Raw genomic sequence first — 20,451 nt, forward strand, 5'->3', positions numbered from 1 at the left:
TCCCGGGTCCGGTGAAGGAGCGAGCGTGGCCGGAGGGACGACCGCCCAGCGCGGTGCGGGCAAGCGGGCGGACACCCCGGCCCGCCCGCCGCACATCGGCACCGAGAGGCGCCGGCCGAGCCGCCGTACACTTCTGATCCTGATCGCCGTCGCGGCGGCGCTGCTCACCGCGGGCGTCGTCTGGGTGCTCTACGGATCGTCCTGGCTGCGGGTGGAGCGCGTGAGCACCACCGGCGTCGGCGTGCTGACCCGTGCCGAGGTGGAGCGGGCGGCGGCGGTGCCGATCGGGGCTCCGCTGATTTCCGTGGACACGGGTGCCATGGAGAATAGGTTGCGCCAGAAGTTGTCTCGTATCGACAGAGTGGATGTCGTACGGTCATGGCCGCACGGCATCGGCCTTAAAGTGACCGAACGAAAGCCGGTCCTGTTGGTGAAAAAGGGCGCAAAGTTCATTGAAGTGGACGCGAAAGGCGTGCGCTTCGCGACAGTGGACAAAGCGCCCCGGGGCGTACCTCTGCTGAAATTGACACCTGATCAGTCAGCGAGTCTGCGCCGCTTCGGCAGTGACCGTCTGTTGCGGGAAGCGGTCCGGGTCGCGGGCGATCTTCCGGAGAACGTTTCCAGGGACACCAGGGTCGTACGGGTCACCTCGTACGACTCGATCTCCTTGGAGCTGACCCGGGGGCGGATGGTGGCCTGGGGCAGTGGTGAAGAGGGCGCGGTGAAGGCGAGAGTCCTCGCCGCTCTCATGAAAGCCTCTCCCAAAGCGGGGCACTTCGACGTCAGTGCGCCCACCGCCCCTGCGGTTTCGGCGAGTTGACGCACATTTGGCCTGGCCAGCACCCTGGTTGGTCAGCGACACGGGTGATCACATAGGGTGAAAAGAAAAACGGGAGGTTCGGCGTGTTCGTTGAACGTGCGCCACTTGTCGACTTAGTGTCCTGTTCGGAAGAGTCCAAGAAGCAGACACACTGGTAACCCTAAACTTGAACGTTAGGGTTTGGGTCGGCGTTCGGACCGTCCCCATCGGCATCCGTCGTCGCCACGGGAATCCCGTGAAGCGGCGACACGTAACTCGAGGCGAGAGGCCTTCGACGTGGCAGCACCGCAGAACTACCTCGCAGTCATCAAGGTCATCGGTGTCGGCGGCGGTGGTGTCAATGCCATCAACCGAATGATCGAGGTCGGTCTCAAGGGCGTCGAGTTCATCGCGATCAACACTGATGCGCAAGCCCTGTTGATGAGCGACGCCGACGTCAAGCTCGACGTCGGCCGTGAACTCACCCGTGGCCTCGGCGCCGGGGCAAACCCGGCCGTCGGTCGCAAGGCGGCAGAGGACCACCGTGAGGAGATCGAGGAGGTCCTCAAGGGGGCCGACATGGTCTTCGTCACCGCCGGAGAAGGCGGCGGCACCGGCACCGGCGGCGCACCCGTCGTCGCCAACATCGCGCGCTCGCTCGGCGCCCTGACGATCGGTGTGGTCACCCGCCCGTTCACTTTCGAGGGCCGGCGACGCGCGAACCAGGCGGAGGACGGCATCGCCGAACTCCGCGAAGAGGTCGACACCCTCATCGTCATTCCCAATGACCGACTGCTGTCCATCTCGGACCGCCAGGTCAGTGTGCTCGACGCATTCAAGTCGGCCGACCAGGTACTGCTCTCGGGTGTCCAGGGCATCACCGACCTCATCACCACCCCCGGCCTGATCAACCTCGACTTCGCCGACGTCAAGTCGGTCATGTCCGAGGCGGGATCGGCGCTCATGGGGATCGGCTCGGCCCGCGGGGACGACCGCGCGGTGGCCGCCGCGGAGATGGCGATCTCCTCGCCGCTCCTGGAGGCGTCCATCGACGGCGCCCGTGGTGTCCTGCTCTCCATCTCCGGCGGCAGCGACCTCGGTCTCTTCGAGATCAACGAGGCCGCCCAGCTGGTGAGCGAGGCGGCGCACCCCGAGGCGAACATCATCTTCGGCGCCGTCATCGACGACGCGTTGGGCGACGAGGTACGGGTCACCGTGATCGCCGCGGGCTTCGACGGCGGACAGCCGCCGACCCGTCGCGAGAACGTCCTGGGGGCCAACTCCGGCAAGCGCGAGGAGCCGGCCGCGCCGGTACGGGCCGCCGAGCCCGTGCGCCAGACCAGCGGACTGGGATCCCTGCCGCTGCGCGAGGAGTCCTCGGCCCAGGCCGAGCACACCCCGGTATCGGGCGAGAGCCAGCTTCCGCCGGTCTCCGCTCCGCACGTCCCGCCGGCCCGTCCCTACCAGGACACCCAGGCCGAAGAGCTGGATGTACCGGATTTCTTGAAGTGATAGGTCAGCGTCACGCAGTACCCGCGGTTCACGCGGTGGCCTCCGCGGATCGCGCGCACTTCGCCTTCACCGACAGGTGGGGCGGAGTGAGCGCCGCTCCGTACGAGGAGCTCAACCTCGGCGGCGCGGTCGGAGACGACCCCGCCGCCGTGCGCGCGAACCGCGAGCGCGCCGCCCGTCACCTCGGTCTCGACCCGGCGCAGGTCGTCTGGATGAACCAGGTGCACGGGCGGGACGTGGCCGTGGTCGACGGACCCTGGGGCGAGACCCCGGAAATCCCGGCCGTGGACGCGGTGGTGACCGCCCGTCGCGGGGTTCCGCTCGCGGTTCTCACCGCCGACTGCACGCCCGTTCTGCTCGCCGACCCGGTCGCCGGAGTCGTCGCGGCGGCGCACGCGGGGCGGCCCGGTCTGGTCGCCGGAGTCGTACCGGCCGCGATCGAGGCCATGATCGGCCTCGGCGCCGAACCCTCCCGTATCACCGCGCACACCGGCCCGGCCGTGTGCGGGCGGTGTTACGAAGTCCCCGAGGGGATGCGGGCGGAGGTCGCGGAGACCGTTCCCGTCTCCTGGTCCGAGACCAGTTGGGGAACACCGGCCGTGGATGTCACCGCCGGAGTGCATGCCCAGCTCGACGCCCTCGGCGTGAGTGACCGGCACAGCTCGCCGTTCTGCACCCTGGAATCGGGCGACCATTTCTCGTACCGCCGCGACCGCACCACGGGGCGGCTCGCCGGATATGTCTGGTTGGACTGATAGGGCATGACGGAACGTAGGGCTCAACTAGCCGAAAATCTGGCACAGGTGGAGGAGCGTATTGCTTCCGCTTGTGCAACAGCCGGTCGTAAAAGGGAAGAAGTGACCCTCATTGTGGTCACGAAGACCTATCCCGCGAGCGATGTGCGGATCTTGCATGAACTCGGTGTGCGTCACGTCGCGGAGAATCGCGACCAGGACGCGGCACCCAAAGCCGCTGCTTGTGCGGATCTGTCGCTGACATGGCACTTTGTCGGACAATTGCAGACGAACAAGGTTCGTTCTGTGGCGAGTTATGCCGATGTCGTGCAGTCGGTGGACCGTAGCAAGTTGGTCACAGCCCTGTCCGCGGCCGCGGTGCGCGGCGAGCGGGAACTCGACTGCCTCATCCAGGTCGCCCTGGACGCGGACAGCGGTGAACGCGGTGAGCGCGGCGGTGTCGCGCCGGACGCGATCGAGGAGTTGGCCGCCGCGGTGGACGCCGCGCCGGGGCTCCGGCTCGGCGGTCTGATGACGGTCGCGCCGCTCGCCGGCCCGTACGCGGGGCGGCAACGGGCCGCATTCGACCGGCTGATGGAATTCGCATCCCGCCTGCGCTCCGACCGTCCGGCTGCCACCATGGTCTCCGCGGGGATGAGTGCGGACCTTGAGGACGCGGTAGCGGCCGGAGCGACACATGTACGCGTCGGTACGGCGGTACTCGGAGTCCGACCCAGGCTCGGGTAACGTCGCGAAGCAAGTCGGACCACAGCAGAAAATATGGTCATTCCCGCTCCGAACGGGCAGGCCACAGTGGATCGCGGGCACTTGGTGACGAATGCCGATCCACCACAGAGCGGAGGACTCAGAGCATGGCCGGCGCGATGCGCAAGATGGCGGTCTACCTCGGCCTCGTGGAGGACGATGGGTACGACGGTCCGGGGTTCGACCCCGACGATGAATTCGAACCCGAGCCGGAGCCCGAGCGGGACCGGCGGCGGCACCAACCCGCGCATCAGGTGGAGCGGGAGCGCGAGCGCGAACGGGACGAACCGGTGCGAGTGGTGCAACCACCCGCGCAGCGCGAGCCGGTTCAGCTCCCCGCAGAAAGCGGACGACCCGCCCGAATCGCCCCCGTGGCGTCCATCACACCTGAACGCCCGAACATGGAGAAGAACGCACCGGTGATCATGCCCAAGGTTGTGTCCGAGCGGGAGCCTTACCGCATCACCACGCTTCACCCCAGGACCTACAACGAGGCCCGTACCATCGGGGAACACTTCCGTGAGGGCACTCCGGTGATCATGAATCTCACGGAGATGGACGACACGGATGCGAAGCGACTTGTCGACTTTGCCGCAGGACTCGTCTTCGGTCTCCATGGCAGCATTGAGCGCGTGACGCAGAAGGTGTTCCTGTTGTCGCCTGCTAACGTCGATGTCACGGCGGAGGACAAGGCCCGTATCGCAGAGGGCGGATTCTTCAACCAGAGCTGAGAACACGACACCGGGAACAACCCGGCCGAGAGGCCGGTGCCGGCCGAGAGGCCGGAGCTACGAGAGCCAGGGGAGAGGGAAGCGCGGGAATGGGCGTCGCACGGGATGTGGTCTATATCGCGCTGATGTGTTTCCTCATCGTGCTGATCTTCCGGCTGGTCATGGACTATGTCTTCCAGTTCGCACGTTCATGGCAACCCGGCAAGGCGATGGTGGTCGTTCTTGAGGCCACTTACACTGTCACCGATCCACCGCTCAAGCTTCTGCGGCGGTTCATTCCGCCGCTGCGTCTCGGGGGCGTGGCACTCGACCTGTCCTTCTTCGTTCTGATGATCATCGTCTACATCCTGATCAGAGTTGTGGTCAGGTTGTGAGCGATACGGTCTTGCCGACTGCCGACGACTACGTAGAGGTGAAGAAGAGATGCCGCTGACCCCCGAGGACGTGCGGAACAAGCAGTTCACGACCGTCCGCCTCCGAGAAGGCTATGACGAGGACGAGGTCGATGCCTTCCTCGACGAGGTCGAATCGGAGCTGACCCGTCTGCTCCGTGAGAACGAGGACCTGCGCGCCAAGCTGGCCGCCGCGACGCGTGCCGCCGCGCAGAACCAGCAGCAGCAGGGCATGCGCAAGCCGGAGCCGCAGGACCGGCCCGGTGCGCCCGTTCCCGCCGCCATATCCGGTCCGCCGGTGCAGCAGCAGCCCCCGCAGATGGGTCCGCCCCAACTGCCCGGTGGCGCGCCGCAGCTGCCCGCCGGTCCCAGTGGCCATGGCCCCCAGGGTGGCCACGGTCCCGGTCCGCAGGGCCCGCACGGCCCCGGACCGATGCAGGGCGGTCCCATGGGTGGCCCGATGGGCGGTCCCATGGGCGGTCACGTCCAGCAGCAGCAGATGCAGCAGATGCAACAGCAGCAGCAGCAGCCGCAGATGCAGCAGCCCGGTCAGGCCCCCGGTGGCGACAGTGCCGCCCGTGTCCTCTCGCTCGCACAGCAGACCGCCGACCAGGCGATCGCGGAGGCCCGTTCCGAGGCCAACAAGATCGTCGGCGAGGCGCGCAGCCGTGCCGAGGGCCTGGAGCGCGACGCGCGTGCCAAGGCCGACGCGCTGGAGCGGGACGCGCAGGAGAAGCACCGCGTGGCGATGGGCTCGCTGGAGTCGGCCCGCGCGACGCTGGAGCGCAAGGTCGAGGACCTGCGGGGCTTCGAGCGCGAGTACCGGACCCGTCTGAAGTCCTACCTGGAGAGCCAGCTGCGTCAGCTGGAGACCCAGGCCGACGACTCGCTGGCTCCGCCGCGGACCCCGGCGACCGCTTCGCTGCCGCCGTCGCCCTCGCTGGCTCCGGCCGGTGCGGGAGCCATGGGTCACCCCATGGGTGGCGGAAACCATGGCGGGCACAACAGCCAGCAGATGGGCGCCAACGCGTCCATGGGCGGTGCGCCTTCGTACGGTGGCCAGCAGCAGATGTCGCCCGCGATGACGCAGCCGATGGCACCGGTGCGGCCGCAGGCGCCGCAGCCGATGCAGCAGGCGCCTTCGCCGATGCGTGGGTTCCTGATCGACGAGGACGACAACTGAGCGGTTTGCGCTCGCTGAGCGCGTAGCCGTCGGCAGGCTGAGGGCCGGGTCCTGGGGTTTCCCCGGGGCCCGGCCCTTTGTCGTGGGTGGGTGGGGGCCGGGGGCGGGGTGTGCGCGGGGCGGAGCCGGGGGTGCGGGTGGGGCGCCTGCGGCGGGCGTGTCCCCTACCCGCCCCTTCCCGAAACTGGGGCGCTGCCCCAGGCCCCGGTCCTCAATCGCCGGACGGGCTGAAATGCGCCCTCAATCGCCGGGCGGGCTTGGGGTGCGGGAGGGGCTGGGATGTGGTGTCAAGCGCGGCGCGGGGTGGGGAAGTCGGGCGGGCTGAGATGCGCACTCAAGTGTCGGGTGGGGTGCGGGAGTCGGTCGGGCTGGGATGTGCCGTCAGGCACCGGGCGGGGTGGGGGTGCGGGAGGGGCTGGGATGTGGCGTCAGGCACCGGGTGGGGTGGGGGAGTCGGGCGGGCTGAGATGTGCCCTCAAGCGCGGGGGAGGGGCTGAGGTGCGCCCTCACGTGCCGGGCGGGGTATGGGGTGCCGGGCGGGCTGAGGTGTGCCCTCGATCGTCGCCGCAGGGTGGGGAGTCGGGGCAGTGGGGGTGGGGCTTGGGTGGGGATGGGGAAGGGCCCGGCCGGGGGGTGGTCCGGGCGGGCCCTTCGGGGTGGGGCTCTTCGGTTACTGCTCCGTCTTGCGGAGGCGGAAGGTGAGGGACAGGCCCTCGTCCTCGAACGGGGTGCCGTACGTGTCGTCCGCCTCGGCCTGCGCGTAGTCCAGGGCCAGGACCTCGTCCTGGATCAGCGGCGCGTGCTCGGTCAGGGCCTCCACCGTGGCGGGGGACGTGGACGTCCAGCGCACCGCGATCCGGTCCGCCACGTCCAGGCCGCTGTTCTTGCGGGCCTCCTGGATCAGGCGGATCGCGTCACGGGCGAGGCCCGCGCGCCGCAGTTCCGGGGTGATCTCCAGGTCCAGGGCGACCGTGGCGCCCGAGTCGGAGGCCACCGACCAGCCCTCGCGCGGTGTCTCGGTGATGATCACCTCGTCCGGGGAGAGGGTGACCGTCTCGCCGTCCACCTCGACCGACGCCGTACCCTCGCGCAGGGCCAGGGAGAGCGCCGCCGCGTCCGTGTCGGCGACGGCCTTGGCCACCGCCTGGACGCCCTTGCCGAACCGCTTGCCCAGGGCTCGGAAGTTGGCCTTCGCCGTCGTGTCGACGAGCGAGCCGCCGACGTCCGAGAGGGAGGCCAGCGAGGTGACGTTCAGCTCCTCGGTGATCTGGGCGCGGAGTTCGGGGGAGAGGGTCTCGAAGCCGGAGGCGCCCACCAGGGCGCGGGACAGCGGCTGGCGGGTCTTGACGCCCGACTCGGCGCGCGTGGCCCGGCCCAGCTCCACCAGGCGGCGCACCAGGGCCATCTGCGTGGAGAGCGCGGGGTCGATCGCCGCCAGGTCCGGCTTCGGCCAGGTGGAGAGGTGCACCGACTCCGGGGCGTCCGGGCTGACCGGCGCGATCAGGTCCTGCCAGACCCGCTCCGTGATGAACGGGGTCAGCGGGGCCATCAGCCGGGTCACCGTCTCGATGACCTCGTGCAGCGTGCGCAGCGCCGCCTTGTCGCCCTGCCAGAAGCGGCGGCGCGAGCGGCGGACGTACCAGTTGGACAGGTCGTCCACGAAAGCGGAGAGCAGCTTGCCGGCGCGCTGGGTGTCGTAACCGTCCAGCGCCTGGGTGACCTGGTCCACCAGCGCGTGGAGTTCGCTGAGCAGCCAGCGGTCCAGGACCGTGCGGTCCGCCGGTGCCGGGTCGGCCGCGGAGGGGGCCCAGTTCGACGTACGGGCGTACAGCGCCTGGAAGGCGACGGTGTTCCAGTACGTGAGGAGGGTCTTGCGGACGACCTCCTGGATGGTGTCGTGGCCCACGCGCCGCGCCGCCCACGGGGAGCCGCCCGCCGCCATGAACCAGCGCACCGCGTCGGCGCCGTGCTGGTCCATCAGCGGGATGGGCTGGAGGATGTTGCCCAGGTGCTTGGACATCTTGCGGCCGTCCTCGGCGAGGATGTGGCCGAGGCACACCACGTTCTCGTACGACGACTTGTCGAAGACCAGCGTGCCCACGGCCATGAGCGTGTAGAACCAGCCGCGGGTCTGGTCGATGGCCTCCGAGATGAACTGCGCCGGGTAGCGGCTCTCGAAGATCTCCTTGTTCTTGTACGGGTAGCCCCACTGCGCGAACGGCATCGAACCGGCGTCGTACCAGGCGTCGATGACCTCGGGGACGCGGTACGCCTCCAGCTGGCAGTTCTCGTGCGAGCAGGTGAACGTGATCTCGTCGATGAACGGACGGTGCGGGTCCAGGTCCGTCCGGTCCGTGCCGGTCAGCTCACCGAGCTCGGCGCGCGAGCCGACACAGGTGAGGTGGTTGTCCTCGCAGCGCCAGATGGGCAGCGGCGTGCCCCAGTAGCGGTTGCGGGACAGCGCCCAGTCGACGTTGTTGTTCAGCCAGTCGCCGAAGCGGCCGTTCTTGACCGACTCGGGGAACCAGTTGGTGTTCTCGTTCTCTTCGAGGAGCCGGTCCTTGATCGCGGTCGTACGGATGTACCAGGACGGCTGCGCGTAGTAGAGCAGCGCGGTGTGGCAGCGCCAGCAGTGCGGGTAGCTGTGCTCGTACGGGACGTGGCGGAACAGCTTGCCGCGGGCGGCCAGGTCCTCGGTGAGCGCTTCGTCGGCCTTCTTGAAGAAGACGCCGCCGATCAGCGGCAGGTCTTCCTCGAAGGTCCCGTCGGGGCGGACCGGGTTCACGACCGGGAGGCCGTAGGAGCGGCAGACGACGAGGTCGTCGGCGCCGAAGGCGGGGGACTGGTGGACCAGACCCGTACCGTCCTCGGTCGTCACGTAGTCGGCGTTGACGACGTAGTGGGCCTCGGCCGGGAAGTCGACCAGGGTGAACGGGCGCTCGTAGGTCCAGCGCTCCATCTCGGCGCCGGTGAACGACTCGCCGGTGGTCTCCCAGCCCTCGCCGAGGGCCTTCTCCAGCAGGGGCCGCGCGACGACGAGCTTCTCCTCGCCGTTCGTCGCGACGACGTAGGTGACCTCGGGGTGCACGGCGACGGCGGTGTTGGAGACCAGGGTCCAGGGTGTGGTCGTCCAGACCAGGAGCGCGGCCTCGCCGGCCAGCGGGCCGCTCGTCAGCGGGAAGCGTACGAAGACCGACGGGTCGACGACCGTCTCGTAGCCCTGCGCCAGCTCGTGGTCGGAGAGCCCGGTGCCGCAGCGCGGGCACCAGGGGGCGACCCGGTGGTCCTGCACCAGCAGGTCCTTGTTGAAGATCTCCTTCAGCGACCACCACACGGAGTCGATGTACTCGGGGTCCATCGTGCGGTACGCGTCGTCCAGGTCGACCCAGTACCCCATCCGGGTCGTCAGCTCGGCGAAGGCGTCGGTGTGCCGGGTCACGGACTCGCGGCACTTGGCGTTGAACTCGGCGATGCCGTACGCCTCGATGTCGTTCTTGCCGTTGAAGCCCAGTTCCTTCTCGACCGCGAGCTCGACCGGCAGGCCGTGGCAGTCCCAGCCGGCCTTGCGGCCGACGTGGTAGCCCTGCATGGTGCGGAAGCGGGGGAAGACGTCCTTGAAGACGCGGGCCTCGATGTGGTGCGCGCCGGGCATGCCGTTGGCGGTGGGCGGGCCCTCGTAGAAGACCCACTCCGGGCGGCCCTCGGACTGTTCGAGGCTCTTGGCGAAGACCTTGCTCTCGCGCCAGAAGTCGAGCACGGCGTGCTCCAGCGCGGGCAGGTCGATCTGGGCGGGTACCTGGTGGTACTGCGGCGATGTCATGTGCGGGCTTCCTCCGGCGGACGTTTTCCACTTCCGTCGGAGGGACGAGAGCATGTCGCTCCCGCGGTACCACCCTCCTTGGCCCCGGGCGTGCGCCCTTGGCCCCCTCATTGGGGTCGCGATGCCGGGTCTACTGGCCTTGCGGCGTTCTTCCGACGGCTCCGGGTGATCTTCACGACGCGCTCGCCCCCGGGCTCCCACCGTCCCCGGGTCGCTGCTGGCTGCGTACGACGCTACTCGTCCCATCCATGCCTCTCGCTGAGGCCAGTGTACGGGCCCGTACGGGCGACGGCCGACCGGTTCAACCGCCGCCCCCGGGTGTGACCCGAATGGCCAGAGGGGGGCGGTCGGACTTTCCGGTCCGGGGCGGGAGCGGATTACCGGGCGGGGAGCTGGGCACAACGGAGGCAGGCGCGCCTCGACCTGGGCTCAGGGAGGGGCGAACGGCGGCGTGCCCCGTTGCCGCGGAGCTGGGGTCGATTTATCGTCCCAGCACGATTCGCGTGCAAGATCACAATATGTGAAGGGGCCGCGGCCATGGTGGCGAAGAAGACGGCGAAAGAGACCGTGGAGACCGTGGCCGAGAAGGAGGCCGCCAGGACGCCACCGGCCAAGAAGGCGGCGAAGAAGGCGGCCGTGAAGAAGGCGGCCGTGAAGAAGGCCCCGGCGAAGAAGGCGGCGGCGAAGAAGGCGGCGGCGAAGAAGGCGGCGGCCGGGGCGGCGGCCAGGAAGGCGCCGGCGAAGAAGAGCGCGGTCAAGAAGGCTTCGAAGAAGGCCGCAGCGGCGGCCATGGGGGCGGCCCAGGCCGCCGAGCAGACGGGAGCCACCACGGTGGTAGCCAAGAAGAGCGCGGGTCGGACCACAGCTGCCGGAAAGGGGGCGGCGGCGGTGCCGCAGGCCCGCGCCGCCGCTGCGACAGCCCCCGGCGAGCTGGCGGTACGGCCCGGGGAGGACCCGTGGACGCCCGAGGAGGTCACCGAGGCGCGCACGGAGCTGGCCAGCGAGGTCATGCGGCTGCGGAGCGAGCTGGAGGCGTCGGGGGCCGCGCTGGCCGGACTGATGCGGGACTCCGGCGACGGCGCGGGTGACGACGAGGCGGACACCGGAACGAAGAACATCACCCGCGAGCACGAGTTGTCGCTCGCCGCCAACGCGCAGGAGATGCTGGAGCAGACCGAGCGGGCCCTGGCCCGGCTGGAGGCGGGGACGTACGGACTCTGCGAGATCTGCGGCAAACCGATCGGGAAGGCACGGATGCAGGCATTTCCCCGGGCCACCCTGTGTGTGGAGGACAAACAGAAGCAGGAGCGACGCGGCTGATCCGCCGGGGTGTGTCGTACTCTCGTCCTCAGTCAGGCACCTAGGTTGAGGGACTCACGTGGCAGAGGCGGAGCGCATCATCGGTACGCCGGATATCCCTGATGCAGCGGGGGCCGACGGGGCCGAGCCCCCGAAGGCCGCCGACGGCACGGTCGTGGGCTCGACGGGAAGCACGGTCGAAGGCTCGGCCGGGAGCACGGTCGAGGGCGACGGCTCCGGCGGCAGCACGGCCAAGGGCAGGGGCAGGCGGAAGATCCTGGCCCTCTTCACCGTGGCCGTCGTCGCCTATCTGCTGGACCTGACCACCAAGATGATCGTGGTCGCGAAGCTGGAGCACCAGGAGCCCATCGAGATCTTCGGCGACTGGCTGAAGCTCAGCGCGATCCGGAACGCGGGTGCCGCGTTCGGGATCGGCGAGGCGTTCACGGTGATCTTCACCGTGATCGCCACCGGTGTGATCGTGGTCATCGCCCGGCTCGCCCGCAAGCTCTACAGCCTGCCGTGGGCCATCGCGCTGGGGCTGCTGCTCGGCGGTGCGCTCGGCAATCTCACCGACCGCATCTTCCGTGCGCCCGGCGTGTTCAAGGGCGCGGTGGTGGACTTCATCGCCCCCGCGCACTTCGCGGTCTTCAACCTCGCCGACTCCGCGATCGTCTGCGGCGGCATCCTGATCGTGATCCTTTCCTTCAAGGGACTGGACCCCGACGGCACCGTGCACAAGGACTAGCAGGCGCAAGGCATACTCGACAGGTGAGTACGCATCCCGAGATCCGCACCCTGCCCGTACCCGATGGCCTGGAAGGCGAGCGTGTCGACGCCGCCATCTCCCGGATGTTCGGTTTCTCCCGCACCAAGGCCGCAGAGCTGGCCGCCGCCGGGAAGGTCCAGGTGGACGGTGCGGTGGCCGGGAAGTCCGAGCGGGTGCACGGTGGCGCCTGGCTGGAAGTGGAGATGCCGCAGGCACCCGCTCCGGTCCAGATCGTCGCCGAGCCCGTCGAGGGCATGGAGATCGTGCACGACGACGACGACATCGTCGTGATCGTGAAGCCGGTCGGCGTCGCCGCCCACCCGAGCCCCGGCTGGACCGGGACCACGGTCATCGGCGGCCTCGCGGCCGCCGGATACCGGATCTCGACCTCCGGTGCCGCCGAGCGCCAGGGCATCGTGCACCGCCTGGACGTCGGCACCTCGGGGCTGATGGTCGTCGCCAAGTCGGAGCGCGCCTACACCCTGCTCAAGGCCCAGTTCCGCGACCGGGTCGTCGAGAAGAAGTACCACGCGCTCGTGCAGGGCCACCCGGACCCGATGAGCGGCACCATCGACGCCCCCATCGGCCGCCACCCCAATCACGACTACAAGTGGGCGGTCACGGCCGAGGGCAAGCCGTCCATCACGCACTACGACCTGATCGAGGCGTACCGGTCCGCGAGCCTCCTCGACATCAAGCTGGAGACGGGCCGCACGCACCAGATCCGGGTGCACATGTCGGCCCACCGCCACCCCTGCGTCGGGGACCTCACCTACGGTGCAGACCCGACCCTGGCCAAGCGCCTGGGCCTGACCCGGCAGTGGCTGCACGCCGTGCGCCTCGGTTTCGAGCACCCCTCCGACGGCAGCTGGGTGGAGTTCTCCAGCGGCTACCCGGACGACCTCCAGCAGGCCCTCGACACGATCGTGGCGGAGAGCGAGTGACCACCGCTCCCGCCCCGTACACCACCCGCAGGGCTCTCGACGACGGCGATCTGGCGGCCTGCTTCCAGGTCCGCAAGGACGTCTTCGTCGGTGAGCAGCAGGTGCCCGAGGAGATCGAGTACGACGCCCACGACGCGGACGCGGTGCATGTCCTGGCCCTCGCGGCGGACGGCTCGGCGCTCGGTACGGGACGGCTGCTGCACGGCGCCGCCGCGGCGGACCGGACCGGCGGTGACCTTGCGGTCGGCGCGCTCGGCAGGCTCGCCGTGACCCGGACGGCACGCGGGCTCGGCGTCGGCGCCGCACTGGTGCGCGCCATCGAGGACCAGGCGCGCACGCTGGGCCTGGGCGCCGTCGATCTGCACGCCCAGACCCATGCCCTCGGTTTCTACGAGCGGCTCGGGTACGTGGCCTACGGCCCGGAGTTCCCGGACGCGGGCATCGCCCACCGGGCGATGCGCCGCACCTTCTGAGCGGAGCTCCGCGCCTCAGTCCGGCAGCCCCCAGCGCGTCCACGCGCCGTTCGACGGCACCTCGCGCGGACCGGTCTCCGGGCGGCGCGCCCCGCGCGGGGTGATCAGCACGGTGCCGCCGCGCGGCACGTCCAGGGTGATCCGGCCGGGGCCGGTCTCCCGTCGGCGCACCGGGTGCCCGCGCCCGTCCCGTACGTCGATCTCGCCCTCCACCGAGTGCTCCAGCGTCAGCGGCGCGCCCGCCTCGCTGCGCACCCGTACCCAGCGGGTGAGACCGCCCGAGCGGTCCGCGTCCACCAGGAACGCGCCCTGGGTGCGCAGTGAGGCGATCGACGCGTCCGCCCACCGCCGCGAGAGGGACGGAAAGACCTTCACCACCCCGTCGTGTCCCTGCACCACCATGTCGAGCATCGACTGGGCGGCGGACAGCGGGCTCTCCAGGGCGAGGTTGCGGCCCTCCCGGTACATCGTGTTCACCGTCATCGCGCAGTCGGCGACCACGTTCAGGTCGGTGAAGAAGGTCAGGAAGTCGAGCGCCTTCTCCGGCTCGTCCATCACGGAGTACATGGACGACGCCGTGGCGTAGCTGTACCCGTGCCACAGCTCCCGCATGGACACCCAGTGGTCCATGCTGCGCCGCATGACGGCGCGGTCCGGCGCCCGGTCCCAGTTCCGCTCGCGCAGGGGGTGGAGCCAGAGCAGATGGGAGTGGTGGCGGTGCGATGCGGCGAGCGGCACATCCTTGCCGATCATGACTCCGGCCGCCGGGTCCTCGGCGTACGGGGTGAGGCGCCGGCCGATGTCCCGCCAGCGCCCCAGCCGGGGGTCGTCGTGGCGCAGCAGCTCCGCCGACCCGATGAGCGTGCGCACGCCCCAGCGGATGAGCGAGAGGTCGTACGTGCAGTCCGCGGCGTCGGCGTACTCGGGGGAGCGGGTGGTGAGCAGATGCAGCCGGCCGTCGGAGCCCTCGCGCAGGAAGTGGGCGTAGAACGTGATCGCCTTCGCGAGGATCGGATACACCACGTCGCGCAGGGTGCCCGGGTCCATCGAGTGCCGGTAGGCCAGCCAGACGTGGTGCAGGGCCCAGGTGAGGTTCCCGAAGTTGTCGGAGATCCGGTCCGAGCCCGGTATCCCGACGTCGTACGTGTCGCCCGCGCGCAGCTGCCAGTCGGAGGGGTGGCCGAGGGCGTAGCTCTCCCCGTCGCGGTACGCGGCCGGGACGGAGGCGGGCAGATGGTGCTCGAAGCGGCGCAAGGCGTGGGTCACCGAGTCGAGTTCGGGGTGGTTGGAGCCGTGGACCGGTGCCATGCCGATCTGGACGTTGAGGTTCCACCAGACCGCGGTCCAGTTGTTCCCGACCTCCGGGAACCAGGGGCCCCATTCGGAGATGACCGGGCCCCGGGCGCGGGTCGCCGAGGCGAGCTTGTAGAGCTGGGTGACGTAGAAACTCTGCAGCCGCTTGTCCGGTACGGACAGGAAGCTGCGCCGGTAGTAGGCGTGCCACCAGTCGCGGTGGCGGTCCACCAGCCGGTCCGGGTCGGTGGCGAGGGTGCGGTCCACGGCCCGTAGCGCGGTCGAGGTCGCCTCGGCCGGTTCGCCGGGGAAGCGGTACACGAGGTGCGCGGCGAGCAGCCGCCCGGTGCCCTCGCGGCGCTCGCGCCAGGCGGTGGTCCAGCCGCCGCCCGCGAGCAGCGGCTGCTCGACGAAGCCGTCGCCCACCCGCGGGGCGGGGTTGGGGGTGTAGTCCGCGGGCCTGCCGCTGGTACGGGTGGTGGCGGCGGGCAGCCACTGGAAGGTCCAGGCGGCGGCCTCCTCGCCCGCCGTCGGCCGGGTGGAGAGCAGCAGCGCACCGGTGTCGTTGTGGATGAGGGCGCAGAACGCGAGGCTGCCGCGGGTGGTGGTGACGGTGCCGCGCAGCTCCGCGTCGTACAGGTCGAGTGTCCAGTCGACGGCCGTGATCTCTCCGGCGAGCGTGAGCGTGAAGTACCCGACGGGAAGCCGGGAGAAGCCGATGCCGCCGCGCCACTGCCCGCGCTGGTCCTGTACCTGACTGTGGCTCAGCATCAGCTTCAGGGTGTTCGGGGTCGCGCCCGCGTACAACTGGGCGCCCAGGTAGCCGTTGGCCAGGAACGGGGCCTCCTGCCAGCCCGTGGGGAGCCGCCGCCAGGTCATGGCCGCCGCACGGACGGTGTTCTCGTACGGGTCCGGGGAGGCCGGGCCGGCCGCGCCCGCGGGCGGGGCCGTCCAGGCGGTACGGGAGCCGGCGAGCCAGAGCGCGGTGGTTCCGGCGGCCGTGGTGGAGACGAAACGCCTTCGGGAGAACTCGGTCATGGGATCTCTCCTGCCGGTCATATACGTGGCGGTGGTTCGTGTTCCTGAACCGTGCCCGCCGCATACTGCCCTCCTCGCCAGGTCGGCGGAAGAGGTGCGACGGCAAAGACATCGGAGGAATGCGGCGCCAAGAGGGCGGCCGGAGGGGGGTGTTGTCTGATTTGCAGGCATTGCATGGCAGGGTGGAAGTCCCGATCGACCGATCACCGCTCGATTTCGCACGCCCGGAAGGCACATCGTGGATCAAATGGCACTGCTGCTCCTGCTCCTGCTCGGAGCCGTGGTCACGGTGCCGTTGGGGGAGCGGCTGGGCCTCCCGGCGCCGGTGCTGATGACGCTTGCCGGGATCGCGATGGCGTTCACCAGCTTCGTGCCCAATGTCGACATCCCGCCGGAGATCATCCTTCCCGCGCTGTTGCCGCCGCTGCTCTACGCCTCCGTGCAGCGCACCTCCTGGCGGCAGTTCGCCGCCAACAGACGACCGATCTTTCTGCTGGCCGTGGCGCTGGTCTTCGTCACCACGGCCGCGGTCGCCGCGGTCGCCAACTCGATCGTCCCCGGACTGCCCATCGCCGCCGCGGTCGCCCTCGGCGCGCTCGTCGCCCCGCCCGACCCGGTCGCCGCGACGGCCGTCGCGGGCTCGGTCGGACTGCCGCGCAGGCTGGTCTCGATCCTGGAGGGCGAGGGGCTGTTCAACGACGTGACCGCGATCGTGCTCTACCACGTGGCGATCGCCGCCGCGGTGAGCGGGACCTTCTCGCTGCCCGAGGCCTTCGGACTGCTGATCCTTTCCGCCGTCGTCGCGGTGGTCGTCGGACTCGCGCTCGGCTGGCTCACCATCAAACTGATGGGCATCCTGGGGGACGCCACCCTTCAGGTCGGCCTCTCCCTGCTCGTGCCCTTCGTGAGTTACGTCCTCGCCGAGGAGCTGATGGGGTCGGGCGTGCTGGCCGTCCTGACCACGGCGCTCTTCCTCGCCGAGCACACCGCGGACGCCGACGACGTCCTGGGACGTCTCACCGGACATACCTTCTGGGAGATCGTCGACACCCTCGTCACCGGTGTCGCCTTCGGACTGATCGGCCTCGAACTCCACAGCGTCTTCGGTACGGCCGACGGGCGCGAACTGGAGATGGTGGGCTGGGGCCTCGCGATCGTCGTGGTGGTCGTCGGCGTACGGCTGCTGTGGCTGCTGCCCGCGACCTGGCTCGCCAAGCGGCTGCACAAACGGCGGGACGTCAGCGAGGAGATCCCCACCAGCTGGCGGGAGACCGTCGTCATGTGGTGGGCCGGGATGCGCGGGGTGGCCTCGGTCGCGCTGGCACTGGCGATCCCGCTGGAGACGGACGACGGGAAGCCGTTCCCCGGCCGCGACGAGATCATCTTCATCGCGTTCGCCGTCATCATGGCGACCCTCGTCTTCCAGGGGCTCACCCTGCCCTGGCTGGTGCGCAAGCTCGGCGTGCGGGCCGACACGGACGCCGAGGAGGCCCTGGAGCGGGACCTCGCGATCCGCGCCGCCAAGGCCGCCAAGCACCGGCTCAAGGAGATCCAGGAGGTCGAGGACTTCCCGGAGGACGTCGTCGAGCGGCTGCAGCGCGCGGCGTACGACATCGGGGCGCGGATCAGCCCGGACATGGTCGACGAGGAGCGGCGCGAGGCGTACGCGAAGCGCGCGGACCGGTTCAGAGCGGTCAGCCGTGTCCAGCGCGAGATGATGTCGGCCGCCCGCCACGCGGTGCTCTCCGCGCGCAGTGAACCGGGCGCCGACCCCGAGGTGGTCGACCGGGTGCTGCGCTACCTGGACGTACGCAGCCTGCGCTGAGGCGCGCCGGAGCGCGGGGGAGGCGTGCGGGAGGCGCGGGAGGCAGGCGGGGGGCGCGGGGCGCGCGGCACCTGACGGAGACGTCCGCGGGGCGCGGGGTGTGAGGGGGCGTGGTCCGCGCGGTGTCAGCCGCGCCCCGTCCGCGGGGCCCTGCTGTCGCCGGTCCCCGCACCGGGACCGCTGCCATTGCGGCCGGTCCCCCCGGCGGCCCCGGTCAGCTCCGCCCACTGCTCGCCCGGCGGAAGCACCGCGGGGGAGGTGGCGATCCGCGGCAGCGCGTACGGATGGTGGTCCCGCAGCCAGCCGACCAGCTGCTCCCGTACCGCGCAGCGCACCGTCCAGATGTCGTCCGCGTCCTTCGCCGTGACCACGGCCCGCACCTGGATCGTCGACGGGGTGGTGTCGGTGACCGCGAGCGACCAGTCACGGCCGTCCCACGCGGCGCACTCGCCGAGGATGTCGCGCAGCCGCTCACGCATCGCGGCCACCGGCGCCGAGTGGTCGAGGTGGAGGAAGACCGTGCCGGTCATCTGGACCCCGCCGCGCGACCAGTTCTCGAACGGCTTGCCGGTGAAGTACGAGACGGGCATCGTGATCCGCCGCTCGTCCCAGGTCCGTACCGCGAGGAAGGTCAGCGTGATCTCCTCGACGGTGCCCCACTCGCCGTCCACCACCACCGTGTCGCCGATCCGCACCATGTCCCCGAACGCGATCTGCAGCCCGGCGAAGAGGTTGCCGAGCGTGGACTGGGCGGCGACACCCGCGACGATGCCGAGCACGCCCGCGGAGGCGAGCATCGAGGTGCCGACCGTCCGCATCGCGGGGAACGTCAGCAGCATCGCCGCGACGGCGACGGTCGCCACGACGGCGGTCACCACGCGCTGGATCAGGGTCACCTGCGTACGCACCCGGCGCACCCGGGCCGGATCACGGGTGGCCGCCGTGTAGCGCGCGTACGACGCCTCGATGACCGTCGCCGCGACCCGTACCACCAGCCACGCCGACGCGGCGATCAGCACCAGGGTGAGGACCTGGCCGATACCGGCCCGGTGATCGTTCACCGGGCCGAGCCGGGTGTGGCCGAAGGTGGCTCTCAGCAGCGCGGTGCAGAGCACCAGCTGCACGGGGAGCCGGCACCGGCGCAGCAGACCCCACAGGGGGGTGTCGTGGTGGCAGCTGTCGGCCCGCCGCAGCAGCAGATCGACCAGCCAGCCGACCAGCAGGGTGATCACCACGGAACCGCCGACGATGATCAGCGGGCGCAGGACGTACTCCATTGCCTCGTCCTCCAAGCTCTGGTACATAGCTGGCACCATGGCCTCATGAACATCATGCTTTTCCACTCGACCTACGGGCTGCGGCCCGCTGTGCACGCCGCGGCCGACCGGCTCCGGGCCGCCGGCCATGAGGTGCGGGTGCCCGATCTGTTCGAGGGGCACACCTTTGACACGGTGGAGGAAGGCATGGCTTTCAAGGAGCAGGTGGGCAAGGACGAGCTGCTCAGGCGCGCAGTACTGGCCGCGGCGCCCTACTCCGACCAGGGGCTCGTGTACGCGGGCTTCTCCCTGGGGGCGGCCACCGCGCAGACCCTGGCCCTCGGCGACGAGAAGGCGCGCGGACTGCTCCTTCTGCACGGCACGTCGGACATCGCGGAGAACGCTTCCGTGAACGAGCTGCCCGTACAGCTGCATGTCGCCGACCCCGATCCGTTCGAGTCGCACGACTGGCTGAACAGCTGGTACCTCCAGATGCAGCGGACCGGCGCCGATGTGGAGGTCTACCGCTACCCGGGCGCCGGGCATCTGTTCACCGACCCGGATCTGCACGACTACGACGAGGCGGCGGCGGAGCAGACCTGGAAGGTCGCGCTCGGTTTTCTCGCCACGCTGTAGACGCGTTTCTCGCGCGCTGTAGGCACGCCGGACGCTCCGGACATACGACAGGGCCCCGCACCTGGGTGCGGGGCCCTGCTGTCATCGGTGAGGCGGTGAGGCGGTGAGGCGGTGAGGCGGTGACGCGGTTACGCCTTGAGCGCCTTGTCGACCGCGGCGGTGAAGTCGGCCACGGTCATCGGGGCGTTCTCGCTGCCCTCCGCCGTGACGGGCTTGCCGTCCATCTTCAGCGTGGGCGTGCCCTTCACCCCGCTCTTGTCGAACGCCTTGGACATCTTCATCGCCCAGGCGTCGTACGTGCCGTCCTCGACGTTCTTCTGGAACGCCTTGTTGCCCTTCAGCGCGTCCACCGAGTCCGCCACCTCGATCAGGAAGCTGTCCTTGGCGAACTTGTCGTCGCGCTCCTCGGGGTGGAACTTGGCGGAGTAGAGCGCGGCCTTGTAGTCCAGGAACGCCTCGGGGCTCACGTCGAGCGCGGCGCCCAGGGCGCTGAGGGCGTTCTTGGAGCCCTCGCCGTTGTCGGAGTTGTCGATGAAGGTCGCACCGACGTACTTGATCTTGTACTTGCCGGCGTCGACGTCCTTCGTGACGGTCTCGCCGATCTCCTGCTCGAACGTGGCGCAGATCGGGCAGCGCGAGTCCTCGTACAGCTCAAGGGTCTTCTTGGCGGTCGACTTGCCGATGACCACGGTCGTGCCGTCGTCGCCCGAGGTGTTCTTCGGGGCGGTCACGTTCTTCGCGTCCGCGGCGGCCTTCCAGCCGTCGGGCTTGTTCAGCTGCATCACGCCGTAGCTGATGCCGCCGATGACCGCCAGGGCGGCGACGACCGACACCCCGACGACGATCTGCTTGCGGGCCCTGTCCTTCTTCGCCTGGCGTTCCCGCTCGGCGCGCAGCCGGTCGCGGGCCGCTGCCTTGTTGGCCTGGGTGTTGCGGTTGCTCATGATCGTTCTCCGTGGATGCGTGGTGATGTGTGGGGGCG

The 20,451-nt window shown here is 69.9% G+C and carries 17 protein-coding genes; 13 read left to right on the forward strand and 4 right to left on the reverse strand.

Annotated features, from left to right (window positions below; translation table 11 throughout):
* The first annotated feature begins 25 nt into the window (after positions 1-25).
* The 7 genes from A6A29_RS31425 to A6A29_RS31455 all read left to right on the forward strand — a co-directional run bounded on the left by A6A29_RS31425 (position 26) and on the right by A6A29_RS31455 (position 6,116).
* The gene (locus A6A29_RS31425) at positions 26-820 is read left to right on the forward strand and encodes a cell division protein FtsQ/DivIB (RefSeq protein ID WP_073725271.1); all 795 of its coding nucleotides are present in this window, start codon (positions 26-28) and stop codon (positions 818-820) included.
* 276 nt (positions 821-1,096) lie between these two features.
* Positions 1,097-2,311, forward strand: coding sequence for a cell division protein FtsZ (ftsZ, locus tag A6A29_RS31430; RefSeq protein ID WP_073725272.1), 1,215 nt, complete (start codon positions 1,097-1,099; stop codon positions 2,309-2,311).
* The gene (pgeF, locus tag A6A29_RS31435) at positions 2,308-3,066 is read left to right on the forward strand and encodes a peptidoglycan editing factor PgeF (RefSeq protein WP_198953407.1); all 759 of its coding nucleotides are present in this window, start codon (positions 2,308-2,310) and stop codon (positions 3,064-3,066) included. Before ftsZ ends, pgeF begins: the two co-directional genes overlap by 4 nt.
* Before the next feature lie 6 nt (positions 3,067-3,072).
* Positions 3,073-3,792: a YggS family pyridoxal phosphate-dependent enzyme gene (locus A6A29_RS31440; protein ID WP_073725274.1), complete on the forward strand. Its 720-nt coding sequence runs from the start codon at positions 3,073-3,075 to the stop codon at positions 3,790-3,792.
* A gap of 125 nt (positions 3,793-3,917) precedes the next feature.
* On the forward strand, positions 3,918-4,541 hold the full coding sequence (locus A6A29_RS31445) for a cell division protein SepF (protein ID WP_073725275.1): 624 nt from the start codon (positions 3,918-3,920) through the stop codon (positions 4,539-4,541).
* Positions 4,542-4,630: 89 nt separating this feature from the next.
* A complete protein-coding gene (locus A6A29_RS31450) occupies positions 4,631-4,915 on the forward strand; it encodes a YggT family protein (protein ID WP_073725276.1) in 285 nt (94 codons plus the stop codon).
* Between the two features lie 49 nt (positions 4,916-4,964).
* Positions 4,965-6,116: a DivIVA domain-containing protein gene (locus A6A29_RS31455; protein WP_073725277.1), complete on the forward strand. Its 1,152-nt coding sequence runs from the start codon at positions 4,965-4,967 to the stop codon at positions 6,114-6,116.
* Between the two features lie 670 nt (positions 6,117-6,786).
* Here the strand turns inward: A6A29_RS31455 and ileS are convergent.
* Positions 6,787-9,936, reverse strand: a complete 3,150-nt coding sequence (gene ileS, locus A6A29_RS31460) for an isoleucine--tRNA ligase (RefSeq protein WP_073725278.1) — start codon at positions 9,934-9,936, stop codon at positions 6,787-6,789.
* Between the two features lie 537 nt (positions 9,937-10,473).
* On the opposite strand from ileS, the gene A6A29_RS31470 reads away from it, so the two are divergent.
* From A6A29_RS31470 to A6A29_RS31485, 4 genes are read left to right on the forward strand one after another with little or no spacing between them, the layout of a single operon-like run.
* Positions 10,474-11,256: a TraR/DksA family transcriptional regulator gene (locus A6A29_RS31470; protein ID WP_073725279.1), complete on the forward strand. Its 783-nt coding sequence runs from the start codon at positions 10,474-10,476 to the stop codon at positions 11,254-11,256.
* A 58-nt stretch (positions 11,257-11,314) separates the two neighbouring features.
* A complete protein-coding gene (gene lspA / locus A6A29_RS31475) occupies positions 11,315-11,983 on the forward strand; it encodes a signal peptidase II (protein ID WP_073725280.1) in 669 nt (222 codons plus the stop codon).
* Positions 11,984-12,006: 23 nt separating this feature from the next.
* The gene (locus A6A29_RS31480) at positions 12,007-12,948 is read left to right on the forward strand and encodes an RluA family pseudouridine synthase (RefSeq protein ID WP_073725281.1); all 942 of its coding nucleotides are present in this window, start codon (positions 12,007-12,009) and stop codon (positions 12,946-12,948) included.
* Positions 12,945-13,421, forward strand: a complete 477-nt coding sequence (locus tag A6A29_RS31485) for a GNAT family N-acetyltransferase (RefSeq protein WP_073725282.1) — start codon at positions 12,945-12,947, stop codon at positions 13,419-13,421. The genes A6A29_RS31480 and A6A29_RS31485 overlap by 4 nt, the downstream gene beginning before the upstream one ends.
* A gap of 15 nt (positions 13,422-13,436) precedes the next feature.
* On the opposite strand, the gene A6A29_RS31490 is transcribed toward A6A29_RS31485, so the two are convergent.
* Complete coding sequence (locus A6A29_RS31490) at positions 13,437-15,752, reverse strand: glycosyl hydrolase family 95 catalytic domain-containing protein (protein WP_073725283.1); 2,316 nt, start codon at positions 15,750-15,752, stop codon at positions 13,437-13,439.
* A 238-nt stretch (positions 15,753-15,990) separates the two neighbouring features.
* Here A6A29_RS31490 and A6A29_RS31495 point away from each other — a divergent pair, with 238 nt between their 5' ends.
* The gene (locus tag A6A29_RS31495) at positions 15,991-17,577 is read left to right on the forward strand and encodes a Na+/H+ antiporter (RefSeq protein WP_073725285.1); all 1,587 of its coding nucleotides are present in this window, start codon (positions 15,991-15,993) and stop codon (positions 17,575-17,577) included.
* Positions 17,578-17,702: 125 nt separating this feature from the next.
* Here A6A29_RS31495 and A6A29_RS31500 read toward each other — a convergent pair whose 3' ends face one another.
* Complete coding sequence (locus A6A29_RS31500) at positions 17,703-18,854, reverse strand: mechanosensitive ion channel family protein (protein ID WP_073725503.1); 1,152 nt, start codon at positions 18,852-18,854, stop codon at positions 17,703-17,705.
* 45 nt (positions 18,855-18,899) lie between these two features.
* Here A6A29_RS31500 and A6A29_RS31505 point away from each other — a divergent pair, with 45 nt between their 5' ends.
* Positions 18,900-19,469: a dienelactone hydrolase family protein gene (locus tag A6A29_RS31505; protein ID WP_073725287.1), complete on the forward strand. Its 570-nt coding sequence runs from the start codon at positions 18,900-18,902 to the stop codon at positions 19,467-19,469.
* Between the two features lie 128 nt (positions 19,470-19,597).
* On the opposite strand, the gene A6A29_RS31510 is transcribed toward A6A29_RS31505, so the two are convergent.
* A complete protein-coding gene (locus A6A29_RS31510) occupies positions 19,598-20,413 on the reverse strand; it encodes a DsbA family protein (protein ID WP_073725289.1) in 816 nt (271 codons plus the stop codon).
* Positions 20,414-20,451 lie beyond the last annotated feature (38 nt).

The sequence above is a fragment of the Streptomyces sp. TSRI0281 genome (assembly GCF_001905125.1).
In the GTDB taxonomy this organism is placed as follows: Bacteria; Actinomycetota; Actinomycetes; order Streptomycetales; family Streptomycetaceae; genus Streptomyces.

Coding starts and splice junctions, on each gene's coding strand:
- A6A29_RS31490 (WP_073725283.1), bottom strand. CDS start 15,752: ATGACCGAGTTCTCCCGAAGGCGTTTCGTCTCCACCACGGCCGCCGGA.
- A6A29_RS31505 (WP_073725287.1), top strand. CDS start 18,900: ATGAACATCATGCTTTTCCACTCGACCTACGGGCTGCGGCCCGCTGTG.
- A6A29_RS31440 (WP_073725274.1), top strand. CDS start 3,073: ATGACGGAACGTAGGGCTCAACTAGCCGAAAATCTGGCACAGGTGGAG.
- A6A29_RS31455 (WP_073725277.1), top strand. CDS start 4,965: ATGCCGCTGACCCCCGAGGACGTGCGGAACAAGCAGTTCACGACCGTC.
- A6A29_RS31450 (WP_073725276.1), top strand. CDS start 4,631: ATGGGCGTCGCACGGGATGTGGTCTATATCGCGCTGATGTGTTTCCTC.
- ileS (WP_073725278.1), bottom strand. CDS start 9,936: ATGACATCGCCGCAGTACCACCAGGTACCCGCCCAGATCGACCTGCCC.
- A6A29_RS31500 (WP_073725503.1), bottom strand. CDS start 18,854: ATGGAGTACGTCCTGCGCCCGCTGATCATCGTCGGCGGTTCCGTGGTG.
- A6A29_RS31510 (WP_073725289.1), bottom strand. CDS start 20,413: ATGAGCAACCGCAACACCCAGGCCAACAAGGCAGCGGCCCGCGACCGG.
- A6A29_RS31445 (WP_073725275.1), top strand. CDS start 3,918: ATGGCCGGCGCGATGCGCAAGATGGCGGTCTACCTCGGCCTCGTGGAG.
- A6A29_RS31470 (WP_073725279.1), top strand. CDS start 10,474: ATGGTGGCGAAGAAGACGGCGAAAGAGACCGTGGAGACCGTGGCCGAG.